This is a genomic window from Pseudonocardia alaniniphila, assembly GCF_022524485.1.
GTDB classification, from domain to species: domain Bacteria; phylum Actinomycetota; class Actinomycetes; order Mycobacteriales; family Pseudonocardiaceae; genus Pseudonocardia; species Pseudonocardia alaniniphila.
In genome coordinates this window covers 44,501-60,378 of sequence record NZ_JAKXMK010000003.1, presented here as the reverse complement: position 1 = coordinate 60,378, position 15,878 = coordinate 44,501, and the positions used below count along the sequence as shown (strand labels likewise).

General features: G+C 71.4%; 16 protein-coding genes. 8 read left to right on the top strand and 8 right to left on the bottom strand.

The features are described from left to right. The first annotated feature begins 41 nt into the window (after positions 1-41). The gene (locus MMF94_RS03150) at positions 42-860 is read left to right on the top strand and encodes a DUF1684 domain-containing protein (protein ID WP_241034704.1); all 819 of its coding nucleotides are present in this window, start codon (positions 42-44) and stop codon (positions 858-860) included. Positions 861-949: 89 nt separating this feature from the next. Here MMF94_RS03150 and MMF94_RS03145 read toward each other — a convergent pair whose 3' ends face one another. The 6 genes from MMF94_RS03145 to MMF94_RS03120 all read right to left on the bottom strand — a co-directional run bounded on the left by MMF94_RS03145 (position 950) and on the right by MMF94_RS03120 (position 6,202). After that, entirely contained in the window at positions 950-1,381 is a 432-nt protein-coding gene (locus tag MMF94_RS03145; RefSeq protein ID WP_241034703.1) for a hypothetical protein, read from the bottom strand. Next, entirely contained in the window at positions 1,378-2,268 is an 891-nt protein-coding gene (locus MMF94_RS03140) for a ParA family protein (protein ID WP_241034702.1), read from the bottom strand. Before MMF94_RS03140 ends, MMF94_RS03145 begins: the two co-directional genes overlap by 4 nt. 722 nt (positions 2,269-2,990) lie before the next feature. Then, the gene (locus MMF94_RS03135) at positions 2,991-3,161 is read right to left on the bottom strand and encodes a hypothetical protein (protein ID WP_241034701.1); all 171 of its coding nucleotides are present in this window, start codon (positions 3,159-3,161) and stop codon (positions 2,991-2,993) included. A gap of 45 nt (positions 3,162-3,206) precedes the next feature. Next, positions 3,207-4,073 carry an alpha/beta fold hydrolase gene (locus tag MMF94_RS03130; protein WP_241034700.1) on the bottom strand — a complete coding sequence of 289 codons (867 nt, stop codon included), beginning with the start codon at positions 4,071-4,073 and terminating at the stop codon, positions 3,207-3,209. A gap of 155 nt (positions 4,074-4,228) precedes the next feature. Further along, entirely contained in the window at positions 4,229-4,540 is a 312-nt protein-coding gene (gene mihF / locus MMF94_RS03125; protein ID WP_241034699.1) for an integration host factor, actinobacterial type, read from the bottom strand. 291 nt (positions 4,541-4,831) lie between these two features. Beyond that, entirely contained in the window at positions 4,832-6,202 is a 1,371-nt protein-coding gene (locus MMF94_RS03120) for a cation:dicarboxylate symporter family transporter (protein WP_241034698.1), read from the bottom strand. A 136-nt stretch (positions 6,203-6,338) separates the two neighbouring features. Between MMF94_RS03120 and MMF94_RS03115 the strand changes: the two genes are divergently transcribed. After that, positions 6,339-8,012 (top strand): ATP-binding protein, encoded by a 1,674-nt coding sequence (locus MMF94_RS03115; protein ID WP_241034697.1) that lies wholly within the window; start codon positions 6,339-6,341, stop codon positions 8,010-8,012. Continuing rightward, on the top strand, positions 8,009-8,731 hold the full coding sequence (locus MMF94_RS03110) for a response regulator (protein WP_241034696.1): 723 nt from the start codon (positions 8,009-8,011) through the stop codon (positions 8,729-8,731). Before MMF94_RS03115 ends, MMF94_RS03110 begins: the two co-directional genes overlap by 4 nt. Positions 8,732-8,756: 25 nt before the next feature. Here MMF94_RS03110 and MMF94_RS03105 read toward each other — a convergent pair whose 3' ends face one another. Beyond that, complete coding sequence (locus MMF94_RS03105) at positions 8,757-10,205, bottom strand: LCP family protein (protein ID WP_241034695.1); 1,449 nt, start codon at positions 10,203-10,205, stop codon at positions 8,757-8,759. A 13-nt stretch (positions 10,206-10,218) separates the two neighbouring features. On the opposite strand from MMF94_RS03105, the gene MMF94_RS03100 reads away from it, so the two are divergent. From MMF94_RS03100 to arfA, 4 genes are all read left to right on the top strand, one after another. Beyond that, a complete protein-coding gene (locus tag MMF94_RS03100; protein ID WP_241034694.1) occupies positions 10,219-10,605 on the top strand; it encodes a hypothetical protein in 387 nt (128 codons plus the stop codon). A gap of 532 nt (positions 10,606-11,137) precedes the next feature. Further along, positions 11,138-11,992 carry an IspD/TarI family cytidylyltransferase gene (locus tag MMF94_RS03095; RefSeq protein WP_338104153.1) on the top strand — a complete coding sequence of 285 codons (855 nt, stop codon included), beginning with the start codon at positions 11,138-11,140 and terminating at the stop codon, positions 11,990-11,992. A 99-nt stretch (positions 11,993-12,091) separates the two neighbouring features. Next, on the top strand, positions 12,092-12,568 hold the full coding sequence (locus MMF94_RS03090) for a hypothetical protein (protein ID WP_241034693.1): 477 nt from the start codon (positions 12,092-12,094) through the stop codon (positions 12,566-12,568). Between the two features lie 135 nt (positions 12,569-12,703). Further along, complete coding sequence (gene arfA / locus MMF94_RS03085; protein ID WP_241034692.1) at positions 12,704-14,269, top strand: arabinosylfuranosidase ArfA; 1,566 nt, start codon at positions 12,704-12,706, stop codon at positions 14,267-14,269. Between the two features lie 98 nt (positions 14,270-14,367). On the opposite strand, the gene MMF94_RS03080 is transcribed toward arfA, so the two are convergent. Further along, positions 14,368-15,129: an IclR family transcriptional regulator gene (locus MMF94_RS03080; protein WP_241034691.1), complete on the bottom strand. Its 762-nt coding sequence runs from the start codon at positions 15,127-15,129 to the stop codon at positions 14,368-14,370. Between the two features lie 218 nt (positions 15,130-15,347). On the opposite strand from MMF94_RS03080, the gene MMF94_RS03075 reads away from it, so the two are divergent. Further along, positions 15,348-15,818 (top strand): SRPBCC family protein, encoded by a 471-nt coding sequence (locus tag MMF94_RS03075; RefSeq protein WP_241034690.1) that lies wholly within the window; start codon positions 15,348-15,350, stop codon positions 15,816-15,818. The last annotated feature ends 60 nt before the right edge of the window (positions 15,819-15,878 follow it).

Here is a 15,878-nt window from a genome sequence, read left to right as displayed (position 1 = left end):
GATCCTGGCATGAACCGAGATCGACGGGCGTTGGAACCGGTATGACGAGCACGTTGCCGGACCTGGTGCGCGGCTGGAGCAGCTGGCACCGCGAGCGCGAGGAGGAGCTGCGCGCTCCGCACGGTTGGCTGAGCCTCACCGCCCTGCACTGGCTCACGCCGGAGCCCGCAGGCTTCGACGGGATCCCGGGCCTGTGGAGCGCCACTCCGGATGGCGTGGTGGTCACGGCCGCCGCCGCCGACGGGCTCGTGGTCCGCTCGGTACGGGAGCCCCGCCGGATCGACGGCACCGTCACCCTGCACCCCGTGGACGGCCTGCCCGGCTCCCTCGTCGAGAGGGGCGACGCCGTCATCGAGGTCGTCCGCCGCACCGACTCCCACGCGATCCGCGTGCGTGACCCCGAGGCGATCACGCGCACGGCCTTCACGGGCGTGCCGACGTTCCCCGTGGACGAGTGCTGGGTGCTGGACGCACGGTTCGAGCCCTACGCCGATCCGCGCCCGGTCACCGTGGACGCCGTGGTGGAGGGGCTCCATCACTACCTGGCGGCCGTGGGTGAGGTGCGCTTCGAGCTCTACGGGCAGGAGCACGTGCTCGTCGCGATGGCGGGGAAGGCCGGTGGCCTGTCGCTGCACTTCCGCGATGCCACCTCGGGCGACTCCACCTACCCGGGCGGCCGGGTCGTGCGCACGGACAACCCGGCAGCCGACGGCACGCTGACCCTGGATCTGAACCGGGTGGTCAACCTGCCGTGCGCGTTCACGGACTTCGCCACCTGCCCGCTGCCACCCGCAGGCAATGTGCTGCCGGTGGCCGTGGAGGCGGGGGAGCGCAGCCCGCTGCGGCCAGATCGCGCGTAGCCGCGTATCGGCCCTGTGACCACTGCGAGCCGCACGTCAACGCCCCGCCGAGGGCGCTGAGGTGCGGCTCGCAGTTTTCTCGCGCTGTTCTACTTGGCCCAGGCTCCGCCGGACATCGCGGCCGACCGCGTGCGGAAGCCTGCGGTACCCGCGACGATGTCGCGCCGGATCTCGGCCTTGGTGCGTCCCGTGGTCAGGACCGTCGGGCCGAGCGCCCTGGCGATCTGCCTCAGGACGGGCACGGTGAACCGGGCGTCGTGCTGGTGCAGGTAGTCGTCCACCTCGCCGGGCGTGCCGAGGCGGTTGATCTCCGCCACGTCCGCGCTGACGTCCACCTCGGGGCGGGGCCTGCGGGTGGGGGTGCCGGAACGGGTGCTGGCGGCGTGCGGGGCGCGACGGAAGACGAGCTCACCGCGTCCGGCGGCGAGGTCGTCGAGCTGCTGCGGGCTGAGCGTCCTGACCATCTCAGTGGCCTGCTGAAGGGCCGCGGTGAGTGGGGGGGTGGTGGTCGTGCCTGTCATGCAGCGATCCCTTCGAGGCGGCCTGAGAGCTCGGAAACCATGTCGCGCAGCTCGCGCGTCTGGGCGCGGCCGGTGCCGCCGAGGATCACCGGCACCCCGTGCTCGGGCGCGGGCCCGTAGACCGACTTGCTGTCCCGCATGGTCGTGGCGAAGGTCGGGACCTCGCGAGCAACGATGCGGCTGATGACGCTGCGCTGGGCCTCGATGGGCGCTCCGTCGTGGTTCTGGACCATGGTGAAGACGACCGCGGCTGCGGGGCGCTCGACAGGCACCGGGGAGTAGTCGTTGTACTCCTCGATGAAGGACCGGATCTTCAGTCCGAGCGAGTCGATGCCGTTGGTCGACAGGTAGTCCGGCTTGGTGGGGATCAACAGCAGGTCGCTCGCCGCCACGGCGTTCTTCGCGATGAGGCCGAAGTTCGGCGCGCAGTCGATCAGTACGACGTCGTAGTCGGCGAAGGCCGGGTGGACGAGGCCGTCGCGCAGCCGCCCGTGCAGTTCCGCGAAGCGCTTGGGCTCGCCCAGGAGCTCCGCGGCCAGCTCGGTCTCGACGTCGGAGAGGTCGCGGTGCGCGGCGATCAGGCTGAGCGTCCCGCTGCTGCGAGCGAGCTTGTCGTGGACACGCGGCGGCGACGAGACGAGGGACGATGGATCTGCCATCGCCTCCGTCGTGCCGATGCCGTCGAACCAGTGCTTGATGGTCCTGCTCGGCAGCAGGTCGGCCGTCCACTCGCTCTGGGTGAAGAACGAGACCGTCAGGCTGGCCTGTGCGTCCAGATCGACGAGCAGCACCTTCTGACCCCGGGCTGCGAGCCCGGCGCCGAGGTTGGCGGTGAGGGTGGTTTTACCCACTCCGCCTTTGTGGTTGATGATCGAGATGACCTTCACCGTTCTCCTCCCCGCGTCACGCGGCGGGAACGATGCCATATGGCCCGAACCGCCCCGCTCCTAGGTCACTGCGTGTCGTGTAACCCATTCGGTGGGCGACGACGGGCTGTTGGGGGGCCGGGCGGGGCCGCGCGCAGGAGTGTCGTTCTGACGCGAAATCGCGCTCGCGTTCCACGGCGCTGTGGTGCGCTACGGACGGACGTTGCGAACCGATCGGGGGGCGGTCCGACGCGCCGGAGCGCCATCGCTTCGCGAGCGCTCGTCGCCGGAGTTGCTCGACGTGCCCGGCTTCTGCCGGAGGTGCAGGTGAGAGGCCCGTTGCTCCCGTACGGGCGTGCCGTCCGGGTCGGTGGCGATGATCGGGAGCAACATCAGCAACTCTCGTCGCGGAAGCACTGGGTGATCACACGGCTACGGTGTGGATCGGAGGCGCTCCTCGCCGTCGATCGGTTCGCCGTCGCGCGGGTGTGAGAAACGAAGGAGAGGACGCCCGAACCGGGTGGCGGTACCTGTCGTTCCGCATCGCCGAGCGGGCCCGAGCCGAGGGGTCGACCGGCGTGTCCGGCCATCCACGCCGATGGGAACCTTCGATAAACCACCCGGTCGGATGACAGTGGCTGTCCACCGTATGGGATCGAGCGGGCGGCAGTCGGGTCTCCTGTGACACCAGGGACGCCCGGTGACCGGCTCGGCGTCATACATCGGAACCTGTCGCCCGGGCGTTACCTCGCGTCGTCGTCGTACTCGGGCACGATCTCGCGCTGCTCGGCGACGTCGGCCGGGTCGGCCTCCAGCGGCAGGCTGTCGGGGTCCTCGACGATGTCGGCTCTGTCGTCGTCATCGACGGGCTGGTGCTGCTCGGCCACGTCGGCGTCCGGATCCTCGATTCCCATGCTCCGTACCTCTCGTCGTCTCGGTCGTCGGGGCGGGGCGGCCGGTCAGGCTGCCGGAGTGGCGGTCTGGGTGGTCTGGGTGAGGATCGCCGCGGCGAGTGGCGAGACGACCGTGTGGTTGATGGCATGGCCCATTCCCGGAATCCGGACCAGCCGGGCCTGGCCGAGGGTCCGGGCGAGGTGACCGGAGTGCGGCGGCGGGTACGCGGGGTCCTCCGGTGCCTCGATGACAAGCGTCGGCACCGTGACGGTGGCGAGCTCGGCCCCGCGGTCCAGCCCGCTGGTGTCCATGCGGGCGTGGGCGACAACGGCCTCGGTCCGGCCGGCGTGCTCGACGACGCGCTCCTCGAGCGCACGGAACTCGGCAGGGTCGAACGGGGTACCGGAGCCGTTGAGCAGCCGCCAGTGCTCCACACGCCAGCGAAGCTCGCCCTCGGCGTCGCGGGGGTCGTCGAGCTCTCCCCACAGCCGCAGCAGGGCGGTATCGGGCTCGGGGAGCTCCGGCGCGCCCTGCATCGCCAGGGCGCCGGTGCAGAACAGGGTGGCGGAGGCGAGCCGCTCGGGGTGGTCGAGCAGCATCAGCTGCACGAGCAGGCCACCCATCGACATGCCCACGACGTGGGCACGTGGAACCTCGAAGGCGTCGAGGACGGCGACGGCGTCACTCGCGAGATCGGTGATGCCGTAGGGCTCCTCCTCGAACATGGCGGAGGAGCGGCCGGTGTCGCGATGGTCGTAGCGAATGACCCGGTGGTGTTCGGCGAGCAGTTCGATCAGGGCGTCTGGCCAGGCCACGCCGGACGAACCGGCTCCCATCACGAGCAGCAGCGGCTCAGCGGGTTGCGGGCCTGTCGAAGGGATGTCCTCCGCCCAGAGCCGGACCCCCGGGGCGACATCGACGTAGCGTTCCACGCGCACAGCCTGCCGGTCGGCAGTGGTGCGTGTCGATCCGGAGCGCAGACGAGCTCGCCCGCCGTGGCCGGTCCCGGCGCGAACGCCGGGTACCAGTCACGGGCCGAAGCGTCGGGGCCGCTCTCACGGCACCTGACGCAGGTGGTGGTGCGGGTCTACTTCAGGGCGTCGAGCAGCGCCTGGCGCTGGCGCTCGCCGAGCCCGGCGGCGCGGCGGGAGGCGTCGATGCCGGTCTGCTCGAGCAGCGCGGAGACCTTGGCCGGCCCGTAGCCCGGGAGGCTCTTGAGCAGGTCGGCCACCTTCGTCTTCCCGACGACCGTGTCGGACTTCGCGCGGTCGAGCACCGCCGGGATGGTCTGCTCCCCGCGGGCGATCGCGTCGCGCAGCTCCTTGCGGGCAGTGCGGGCAGCGGCGGCCTTCTTCAGGGCCTCAGCGCGCTGCTCTGGCGTAAGCGTGGGCAGTGCCATGTCGTGGTTCTCCTCTCCGTGCGGACACCGCGAATCGGATGTCCGCAGGTCATCTTCACTGCTCAGCCTGACAGAACCGTGCAACGCCACGCACAACCACCCCTCGCGGCGGGCCCTCGTGTGTCACTCGAACGGGCGTACCGGCCCAGGTACGAGAGGGGGTGGAGCCACGTGGCGCGCGACCCACACCTCGCCGTCCGCGTCGACGGTGGAGGCCGCCGGGAGTACCCGCCCTGACCTCGGCGAAACGCCTGCGGGTACGTCCCGGCCCGGGAGATACGTCCGTTCGGGTCAGACCGTGGCGTCCTCGGCTCGCTTCTGCGGCGTCGGCGCGGCGGTCTCCGCGTCCCGGGCGGCGGGCTCGGCCGAGCCGTGGTCGTCGTCGAGCATCGTGGCCTCGTCGAACGGCTCGGCACCGCTCAGGACGCGGTCGGCGCGCTCGCGGTCGAACTCGCCGACCCAGTTGCCGATCAGGACGGTGGCGACGGCGTTGCCTGCGAAGTTCGTGACCGCGCGGGCCTCCGACATGAACCGGTCGATCCCGACGATGAGGCCGACGCCGTCGACGAGGTCCGGACGGTGCGAGGCCAGCCCGCCCGCGAGCGTGGCGAGCCCGGCGCCGGAAACGCCGGCAGCGCCCTTGGAGGCGATGATCATGAAGAGCAGGAGGGCGATCTGCTCACCGATCGACATGGGCCTGCCGAGCGCGTCGGCGATGAAGATCGACGCCATCGTCAGGTAGATCGCGGTGCCGTCGAGGTTGAACGAGTAGCCGGTCGGGACCGTGATTCCGACGACGGGACGGGAGATGCCGACGTGCTCCATCTTGGCGATCAGCCGCGGCAGCGCCGACTCGGACGACGAGGTGGAGACGATGAGCAGGAACTCCCTGCTCAGGTAGCGCAGCAGCGAGAAGATGTTGATCCCGGCGCCGAGCCGCAGCACGAGCCCGAGCACCACGAACACGAAGATCGCGCAGGTCAGGTAGAAGGCGGCCATCATCTGGAACAGTGCGATCACCGCGGACCAGCCGGTCTCGCCGACCACCGCAGCGATCGCGCCGAACGCGCCGATCGGGGCCGCCCACATGACCATCGCGAGCACCCGGAAGACGAGCCGCTCGATGTGCTTCACGCCGCGCAGGATCGGCTCGCCCGAGCGCCCGAGGGCCTGCACACCGAAGCCGACCAGCAGCGCGACGAAGAGCGTCGAGAGCACGCTGTCGCCGACCAGCGGGGAGAAGAGCGTGTTCGGGATGATCCCGACGAGGAAGTCCGACAGCGACTCGGCCTCGGGCGCGTTGTAGTGCGCGGCCTCGGCGAGCTGCAGCCCGGTGCCGGGCTGGAGGACGTTGCCGACGACGAGCCCGATCGCCAGCGCGAACGTGGACATGCCGATGAAGTAGGCGAGAGCCAGGCCGCCGACGCGGCCGACCGTGGCGGCCTTCCGGATCGATCCGATGCCGAGGACGATCGTGCAGAAGATGACCGGGGAGATCATCATCTTGATCAGGTTGACGAACGCAGTGCCGAGGGGCTTGAGGTCCTTGCCCAGTGCGGGCGAGACGAGACCGATGACGACGCCCAGTACCACCGCGGCGATCACGGCGATGTAGAGGTAGTGGGTCCGGTCCTTCTTGGGCGGTGTAGCGGTGGTTGACACGTGTCCTCCGGGGAGCCGACGGCAACGTCGGGCGTTGCGCCGGCACCCGTGTACCGGCAACTATCGCGGCGACTATGCGGCGCGATGTGGTGGTCGTCACCATTTCGTTCATTTCGTACGACGGGCGGTGACGACGGTGGCCAGGCGACGGAGCCGGTGGAGCCTCGCAGGCCAGCTCTTCGCACTCCAGGCGGCGATAGTGGTGATCGTGCTGACGGGGGTCGCGGCGGCCACGTACGTCCAGTTCGACGAGACCAACCGCGACGCGACCGCGGAGGAGATGCTCGGTATCGCGCACACCCTCGCCGCCTCGCCGGACGTGCGCGCCGCGCTCGGCGAGCGCGACCCGGTGGCCGTGCTGCAGCCCCTCGCAGAGCAGATCCGGATCGACACCGCCACCGACTTCGTCGTCGTCATGCGGCTGGACGGCATCCGCCTCTCGCACCCGAACCCGGCCCAGATCGGGCAGGTCTTCCAGGGCACGATCGAGCCGGCCAAGCACGGGGATCAGCAGTTCACGGAGACCTACACCGGCACCCTCGGTCCGTCGGTGCGCGCCGTCGTCCCGGTGCTCGACCATGGGAACGTCGTGGCGCTCGTGTCGGTCGGGCGCACGGTCGCGAAGGTGTCACGGGAGCTGCAGCGCGAGATGCCGCTGGTGCTCGGGGCCGCGGGCGTGGCGCTGCTGCTCGCCGCGGCCGGCTCGTGGCTGGTGAGCCGGTGGCTGCGGCGCAGCACCCATGACCTCGGGCCGGCCGAGCTGGCGCGCATGTACGAGTACTACGACGCGGTGCTGCACGCCGTGCGGGAGGGACTGCTGCTGCTCGATCGCTCCGGGCGGGTGCAGCTGGTCAACGACGAGGCCCAGCGGCTGCTGGCGCTGCCCCCCGACGCGCAGGGCCGCCGCGTCGACGAGATCGGGCTGCCGGTCGAGCTGGGGGCCGCGCTCGCCGCCGGTGAGGCGCGCGAGGACGAGATCCATCTGACGGCCGACCGGATCGTGGTGGTCAGTCAAGGGGCTGCGCGGTGGGCGGGGCGGCACCTCGGCACCGTGGTGACGCTGCGCGACCACACGGAGCTGCGTGCCCTGGTCAGCGAGCTGCAGACGATCCGCGGTTTCGCCGACTCGCTGGGCGCCCAGGCCCATGAGGCGGCCAACCAGCTGCACACCGTGATCTCGCTGATCGAGCTCGGCCGCCCGGACGACGCGCTGGAGTTCGCGGCGTCCGAACTCGCCGTGTCCCAGCAGCTCACCGACGCCGTGCTGGCCGGGATCGCCGTGCCCGAGTTGGCGGCGCTCGTGGTCGGGAAGGCGGCTGCGGCAGGGGAGCGGGGCGTCACTCTGCAGGTGGCCGAGGGCACCCGGGTGCCGGCCGGGATCGCCGACCCCCGCGACCTCGTCACGATCGTGGGCAACCTGCTCGACAACGCGATCGACGCCGCCGAGGACGCCCCTGCGCCTCGCTGGGTCCGGATCAGCGCCCGCGTCACCGGCGACGCCGTGGAGCTGTGCGTGACCGACAGCGGTCCCGGGATCGCGGCCGACGACGCCGAGCGCGCCTTCGAGCGGGGTTGGAGCACGAAGCCGCACGACGGGCTGGGCCGCGGTCTGGGGCTGGCACTGGCGCGGCAGGCGGCGCAGCGCCATGGCGGGTGGGTGCGGCTCCGTACGTCCGATGGGGACGCCCCCGGCCGGAACGGGGTCGAGCGGGGATCATCCGAAACGGACGGTGCCGATGTGGACCGATCCGATGGGGACCGCGCGCGGGGCGCCGAGTTCGCTGTGCACCTTCCGCTGGTGAGGGCATGATCCGCACCCTGATCGTCGAGGACGACCCCATCGCGGCCGCCGCCCACGCCAGCTACGTCGGGCGCGTGCGCGGCTTCGAGGTGGTGGGGAGCGCGGGATCGGGGGCCGAGGCGCTGCGGCTGCTCGACAGCCGCACGGTGGAACTCGTCCTGCTCGACGTTCACCTGCCCGACACCAGCGGGCTCGAGGTGCTGCGCCGGATGCGGGCCGCGGGCCACACCACCGACGTCATCATGGTGACGCGGGCGCGCGATCTCGCCGTGGTCCAGGCGGCGATCTCCTTCGGCGCCACGCAGTACCTGGTCAAGCCGTTCACGTTCAGTGCGGTGCGCACGAAGCTGGAGGGCTTCCTGGAGTACCGGTCGCGGCTCGGCGCTGGCCCCATGGTCGCGCAGGAGGACGTCGACGGCCTGTTCCACACCCTGCGTGCGCCCGCTCCCGCCGGCGGCCTCCCGAAGGGCGTGAGCCGCGAGTCCCTCGACGCCGTGGCGCGCAGACTGGCCGCGGCCGGGGATACCGGGCTCACCGCCGCCGAGGTGGCCGAGGGCCTCGGGGCGTCCCGCGTGACGGCTCGGCGCTACCTCGAGTACCTGGCGGAGGCGGGGCTCGCCGAGCGGCACTCCCGGTACGGGAGCACCGGCCGTCCACAGGTGGAGTACCGGTGGCGGGCTGCGGGAGTGCCCGGAGGGCGAGCAGCGCCCGGTGGCGCGGTGCCCTGACCGGTGGCGCTGCCCGCCCCGCCGCTCAGTTGCAGGACGCGGCGAGCGACTGTGGCTGCGAGGCGTCCGGGGATTCGGTCGAGTCCGGGGCGGCCTTGGTGGTGGCTGTGCTGCCCGACCTGCCCTTGGTGGTGGTCGGTGCGGTACCCGGGTCGGCCGAGGGGTTCGGCGCCGCAGTAGCGGCAGGCGGTGGCGGCGGCTTGTTGATCGAGTTCTGCACGACCTCGCGCATGTACTCGAAGTCCGGCCACAGTGTGTTGAACTTGCCGTCGTCCTCATTGGGGTCGGGCAGGTTGGGGTCGAACGACACGCTCTCCAGCGTCAGGTTGCCGTTGCCTGCGAGCGACACCAGCTGGGGCAGCACCTGCTGCGGGAGGTTCGTCGCCACGCTGTTCGTGGTGGCCTTTGCGACGCCCTGGAAGTTCGTCAGGAGGTCGGCGGGGCTCTTCTGCTCGAGGATGTACTGGAGCAGGCAGCGCTGGCGGCCCATCCGCGTGTAGTCGTCGGAACCGGTGCGGGAGCGGGCGAACGCGAGTGCCTGCTCGCCGTTGAGGTTCTGCACGCCCGCCGGGATGTAGTAGTCGGGCGCCACGTGCTGGCCGCTCGGGGTGATGCCGCCGACCGGGAGCCGGTTGGGTCCGACGTCGACGGTCAGGCCGCCGAGCGCGTCGATGATCGACGCGAAGCCCGCCATGTTGACCTCGACGTAGTAGTCCAACTGCACGCCGAGCATGTACGAGACGGTCTGGTGCAGCAGGTTCAACCCTGGATCGGCGGTGGGCCCCGACGGTGCGAGCGCCGGGTACTCGAGCCCGTAGGCGTACACGGCGTTGAGCAGGTAGTTGCCCGACAGGGGATCGGACTCGTCGTAGAAACCGTCGGGGAACTTCTCCTCCATCGGCGACCCGGGCGGGAACTGGGCGTGGCCGATGTTGCGGGGGAGCGCGAAGAGCGTGGTGCGGCTCGTTCTGGTGTCGATGCTCGCCACCATCATCGTGTCGGTGCGGGTGCCCTTGCGGTCCGGCCCCGCGTCGCTCCCGACCATCAGGATGTTGAGCCGCGGCTTGGCGATGGCCTCGGCCACAGCGGTGCCGCCCCCGCCGGTGAACAGCGAGTCGAGCAGGGAGCGCTGCGAGTTGGCGAGGTTGGCGCCGAACCCGAGCGGCGCTGCGACCACGAGGCAGAGCACAACCACCACACCGACGCCGAGTGCCTGCTGGCCTGCGGCCAGTCGCGACGGCCGGGCCAGCATGTACGTGCGGACGATCACGGCCATCCAGGCCAGCGCGGCGAGCACACAGCCGATCGCGATGATCGTGAGGACGCGCGTGGACAGCAGGTTCTCGAGGATGGCCGACCGGCGTGCACTGACACCGAGCGCCACGAGGAAGACGAGGGTCAGCAGGAACACGCCGAGGATCAGTGCGCCGGTGCGTTGCCGGCGGAGCATCAGGTGGCCCGAGCCCGGGGCCACTGTGGACGCTGCGGTGGCGAGTAGCGCCCGGCCGAGCGTGCGGCGAGGGCGGCCGGTGCCGCTGCGGCGCCGGGCACTCCGCGACGTGGTGGCGCTCGCGGCGGTCGAGCCGTCCGCGGAGGACGCACGTTTCGGACCCACCCGGGAGGACCCGCTCCTCGTCGACGTGGGCGTCGCCTTCGCCGCGGAGCGCGTGGCGCCGGACCCCTTCGCGGCCGGGATCATCGTTGTGTCGGACTTCGTGGTGGGGGTCGCCCGCCCGATCGTCGTGCCGCCCGAGCGCGCCGAGTGTGTCCGTGGAGCGGAGGTCCTGGTGCCAGGGCTCTTCGGCCTGGGCGGGGCGGTGCTGCCGGGGTGCGGCGTCGCCGACGACTTGCGCTCGTGGGCCAGTCGGGGCTGAGGCCGCGTCGGCATCTCGGAGTCGTTGGCGCGGTCGACGCGCCGGGGCGGCATGGGCCGGGGCGGGGCGTCTGCGGACCTCGGCGCACGCCGCGGCGGAGGCTCGGCGTGGTGGGGTGCGGGGCGCTGTTCGCGCTCGCTGCGCCGCGGCCATGGCTGCTGCGGGGGCAGGGGTTGACCGCCGCCACGGGGAGAGCGCCGGCTTTCATCGTTCACCGTGCCCACTCCCTGCATCCGAACGAATAGGGGAACAACCAGGACTCGGCGGTGAGCCCGCCGGAGCCTACTGCCCGTGACAAGTAGCTCCACGGCGCACCTCGGTGGGAGGAAATTCGACCAGCTGGTACCCCATTCCGGTGAGACGTTCGGACCCCCGCCGTGGTTCCCGGGCGGGCGGGCCGAAAGCCCGAGCCGCAACCCGGCACCTGTGGCCGGCGGGGCCGTCAGAGTGCGCGTCATTCGGTGCGAGTTGAGAATTATCGCACGTCGTGACCCGCTTGACCCGGTGGCCCCACTGGCGCTCCACTGACCGCGTGCCCGATCAGCGCAGCCGCGCAGCGCCCGATCAGCGGGGCGGTGCGCCCGCCGGCAGGTGCGGCGATACAGCCGCAGGTCAGCAGGGGGATGCGGCCACCGGCGAGCGCGGTGGGGTTGTGGCCGGGCACGTCGGGCGCGCGGCGGCTGTCGTCCTCGCCGGCGGCAGCGGCACGCGCGTCGGAGGCGAGAGCAACAAGGTCTATCTGCCCGTCGCGGGGCGCATCATGATCGGCATCTCGCTGAACACGTTCGCGGCGCTGCCCGAGATCGGCCCGCTCGTTCTCGTCGTGCGCGCCGAGGACCGTGAGCTCGCCGATCGGGTGATCGACCGTGAGGTGGACGCCGCCGTGGAGGTCGTGACCGGGGGCTCGACCCGTCAGGAGTCCGAGCTCGCCGGTCTGCGACAGTTGGCGGACCGCATCCGTGACGGGCGCATCGACACGGTGCTCATCCACGACGGCGCCCGACCGTTCGCCGGCCGCCCGCTCGTCCGCGAGGTGCTGCGGGTGGCGCGGGAGTGCGGGGGCGCGGTGCCGGGCCTGCCCCGTGACGATCTCGCTGCCGCGGGACCAGGTGGAAGCGGGCTCGCCGGTCCGGCACCGGAGGGTCTCGTGGCCGTACAGACGCCTCAGGGGTTCTCGGCCGCGCCGCTTCTGGCGGCCTACGAGCAGGCCGCCCGGGAGGGCTTCGCCGGCACCGACACGGCGTCCTGCATGCAGCGGTTCGCCCCGGCTGTGCCGATCCGATGGGTTGCGGGCGATGCCCGTAACTTCAAGATCACCTATCCCCACGACCTCGTGCTTGCACAGGAAGTGGCGACGCCACTCTTCGGGGACCACGAGAAAGTGTGACGGCGGTCCCTCGAGAGGTTTCGGTTCCCGGAAACGGGTATCGACCCAGCGCCGGAAGTGGCAGACCCGATCACTCGGGTCGAGGTCAGGAGGTGTCGGGTGCCTTTCGATGGGGCGCAGGTGTCGGTGGAGGTCCGGGGGTCGCGGTTGCGTGTGGTCCGGCTGGCGGGGGTGCTCGACCCCGCGACGATCACCAGAGTGTCGAACGTGGCAGGGGCGCAGCTGGGGCTGTGCACCGGGCACGTGGTGATCGACCTGGGCGAAGTGCGATTCTTCGGTACCGACGACTTCACCGCGCTGGTCGCGGTGGAGGACGCGGCTGCCGCCGTAGGACTGCGGCTGCATCTCTGCGGGCTGGCCGGGCGGGAGGCCCTGCTGCCTTCCGGGATCCGCGCTGCACTCGCCCGGTTCTCGATGTTCGCGACGGTCGAACACGCCGAACGCGAGCTTGCCGTCCGCGTGCCGGTCGCGACGACCGCAGGTAAGTCGCGCGGTCGCTTCGTTCTACCGTGTCCGCCTCTGACCACGGACGTCGGGCGCGTCGCCCGGCCCGAGAGGCCGGTTGCCACGGCCTGAGCGAGAGGGCGGACGTGCGCGTGTCCGGGTGCGCGCACGCGCGGGGGTGGCCCCCCGCGTCGGGGGTGTGCCGGGGCGGCATCACGATGGACGGCGACACGGTTCGTCCCGCCCCCGAGGAACGAGGTTCTGCCGATGCCGCTCACCGACGCCGCCGCCGAGGTCGTTCTGGACGAGGCGTTCCGTGTCGGACCGGTACCGCGCAGGCTCTTCGGTTCGTTCGTCGAGCACATGGGGCGGTGTGTCTACGGCGGCATCCACGAACCAGGGCACGGGACGGCCGACGAGGACGGCTTCCGCCGAGACGTTCTGGAGCTGGCCGGCGAGCTGGGTGCGTCCGTCGTCCGCTATCCGGGGGGCAACTTCGTCTCCGGCTACCGCTGGGAGGACGGCGTCGGGCCCCGCGGTGACCGGCCGGTGCGGCTGGACCGGGCGTGGAAGGCCGTGGAGACCAACCAGGTGGGCACTGACGAGTTCCTGCGCTGGGTGCGCAGGCTCGGTGCCGAGCCGATGCTCGCGGTGAACCTCGGGACGCGGGGGATGCAGGAGGCCTGCGAGCTGCTCGAGTACTGCAACCACCCGGGTGGGACGGCCTGGTCGGACCTGCGGATCCGCAACGGCGCCCGCGAGCCGCACGACGTCCGGCTCTGGTGTCTGGGCAACGAGATGGACGGCCCGTGGCAGATGGGGCACAAGACCGCTGCCGAGTACGGGCGGGTCGCGGCCGAGGCGGCGCGGGGGATGCGCAGGCTGGACCCTCGGATCGAGCTGGTGGCCTGCGGCAGCTCGCACAGCAGGATGCCGACCTTCGGTGCGTGGGAGGCGGAGGTCCTCGAGCACACCTACGACCTCGTCGACTACGTGTCCCTGCACGCCTACTACCAGGAGCACGACGGTGACGCCGCGAGCTTCCTGGCCAGCGCCGTCGACATGGACCACATGATCGACGCCGTCGTCGCGACCGCCGATGCCGTGGGTGCCCGCCGGCGCAGCCGCAAGAAGATCAAGCTGTCGTTCGACGAGTGGAACGTGTGGTACCAGTCCCGGTTCGGCGGCGAGGACTCCCTGGAGTTCGCCGACACCCGCGCCCTGATCGAGGACGACTACAGCGCACTCGACGCCGTCGTCGTCGGCAACCTGCTGCTGGCGCTGCTGCGGCACTCCGATCGGGTGGCCATCGCCTGCCAGGCACAGCTGGTGAACGTGATCGCACCGATCCGCACGGAGCCGGGCGGCCCGGCCTGGCGGCAGAGCATCTTCGATCCGTTCGCGCTGACCGCACGTCACGCCCGCGGCGACGTGCTGCAGGCCGCTGTCACCTCGCCGATGCTGCCGACGGGTCGGTACGGGGACGTCGCCCAACTCGATGCCACCGCCACCCTCGCGCCGGCTCCGGACCCCAGCCTCGACCCCGCCGTTCCCGACCCGGCGGGCGCAGCGCTGTCGGTCTTCCTCGTCAACCGCTCGCCCGATGCCCCGCTGCGCACGTCCGTGCGGCTGCCGCGGGGCCGGTGGGTGCCTGTGGGCCACCTCGGTATCGCCGCAGGCGAGCCGCGCGTCAACAGCGCCGCTGATCCCGACGCCGTGCGCGTCCGCTACCAGGAGCTGCCCGCGATGCGGGACGGCGTGGTGCAGGTGGAGCTGCCTGCCGCCTCCTGGTCGCTCCTGCGCTTCGCCGAGCCGGCCGATCGCGAGCGGTAGTTCCGGCGTTCGGTGGCGATGTGCGCGACATGGTCACCTGAGGCGGAATGAGCGCTCCCGGAAGAGCGACATGTGTCCATGTCGCGGCGGGCCCGCGGTCAGAAGGACTGTGCCAGGGATCGGGAGATGGCTCTCGCGCTGGTGCGGAGCAGCGGCACCAGTGAGTGCGGCTGAACGCTTCCGTGCCGGACGACGAGCGACACCGCCGCGACGACGGTGCCACGGCCGTCCTGCACGGGAACGGCCACCGACAGCGCGTCCATCGTGACCTGCCGGTCGCTCACCGCGAAGCCGGACCTGCGGACGTCGGCGAGCATATGCCGCAACGTGGCGGGGTCGGTGACGGTGCACGGGGTGAAGCGGTCGATCGGCGCAGCCAGCACCTCCTCCTGCAGCTCGACGGGGGCGTGGGCGAGCAGCACCAGCCCGACGCCGGTGAGGGTGAGCGCGAACCGGGAACCGACGCGGGTGAGCACCGGCACCGCCCCCGTGCCGGCGATCCGCTCGACGAACACGAGTTCGCTGCCCTCGCGCACCGCGAGCTGCACGTTCTCCCGCGTGATCTGGGAGAGGTCCTCGAGGAACGGGAGCGCCCGCTCGCGCAGGCCTTGGCCTCGCGGGGCGAGGGCGCCCACCTCCCACAGGCGCAGCCCGACGCGGTAGTACCCGTCGTCGCCGCGTTCCAGGGCGCCCCACTCCACGAGGCCGGCGAGCAGGCGGTGCACCGTCGAGACCGGGAGGCGGGTACGGCGCGCCAGCTCGCTGAGCGTCATGGCCGGGTGGTCGGCCGAGAACGCGCCGAGGATCCGCAACGCGCGGGCCAGCACCGGACCGGTGCCCGCAGCGCGGGACACCGTCATGGGTGCGCTCCGGTTCTGCCACGGGGAAAGAAGGGATTCGAGAATCGCGACGATACCGGTTGGAGGTGACGTCGAGACCTACCCTGCTGCTCCCTGAGGTCCTCGCCCCAGTGCTCGCCCGGTTCCTGGCCGGGTGACATGCGGGCGCAGGCCTTGAAGAGTTGGTGATCGCCTACGTAAGCTTACACCTACCAATGAGCCGGGCCGGAGGAGGAACTGTGGGCACCATCCATCACGAGGTGTGGATCAACGCGGACCGCAAGGCGGTCTTCGAGGCGATCACCAGCAAGGACGGCCTCGACGCCTGGTGGGGGACGGTGCTGACGGCTGCGCCGGAGATCGGGTCGGTCGTCGAGTTCGACCACGGTCTCGGCGACCTGCTGCGCATGCGGATCGTCGACCTCGTGCCGGGCGAGTGGGTGGAGTGGCGCTGCCTCTCCGACTTCCAGGACCCCACGAACCCGGCATCCGACTGGCTCGGCCACCGCTTCACCTTCGCCCTGCGCACCGTGCGGAGGGACCGGGTCGGCTCGCTTCTCGAGCCGCTCGTGAGGGGTGAGGAGTTCACGGTGCTGGAGTTCCGTCAGGAGGGCTGGTCGAGCGACGCCCGGTGGTACGCGTTCTGCAACTGCGCGTGGGGCGAGACGCTCGGCGTCAGCCTCAAGAACCACTGCGAGGCGGCGGCCTGACCTGGTGCGCCACGCATCGGCGGCGTCACGACAGGGGACGACACGCCGAAACCGGTAACG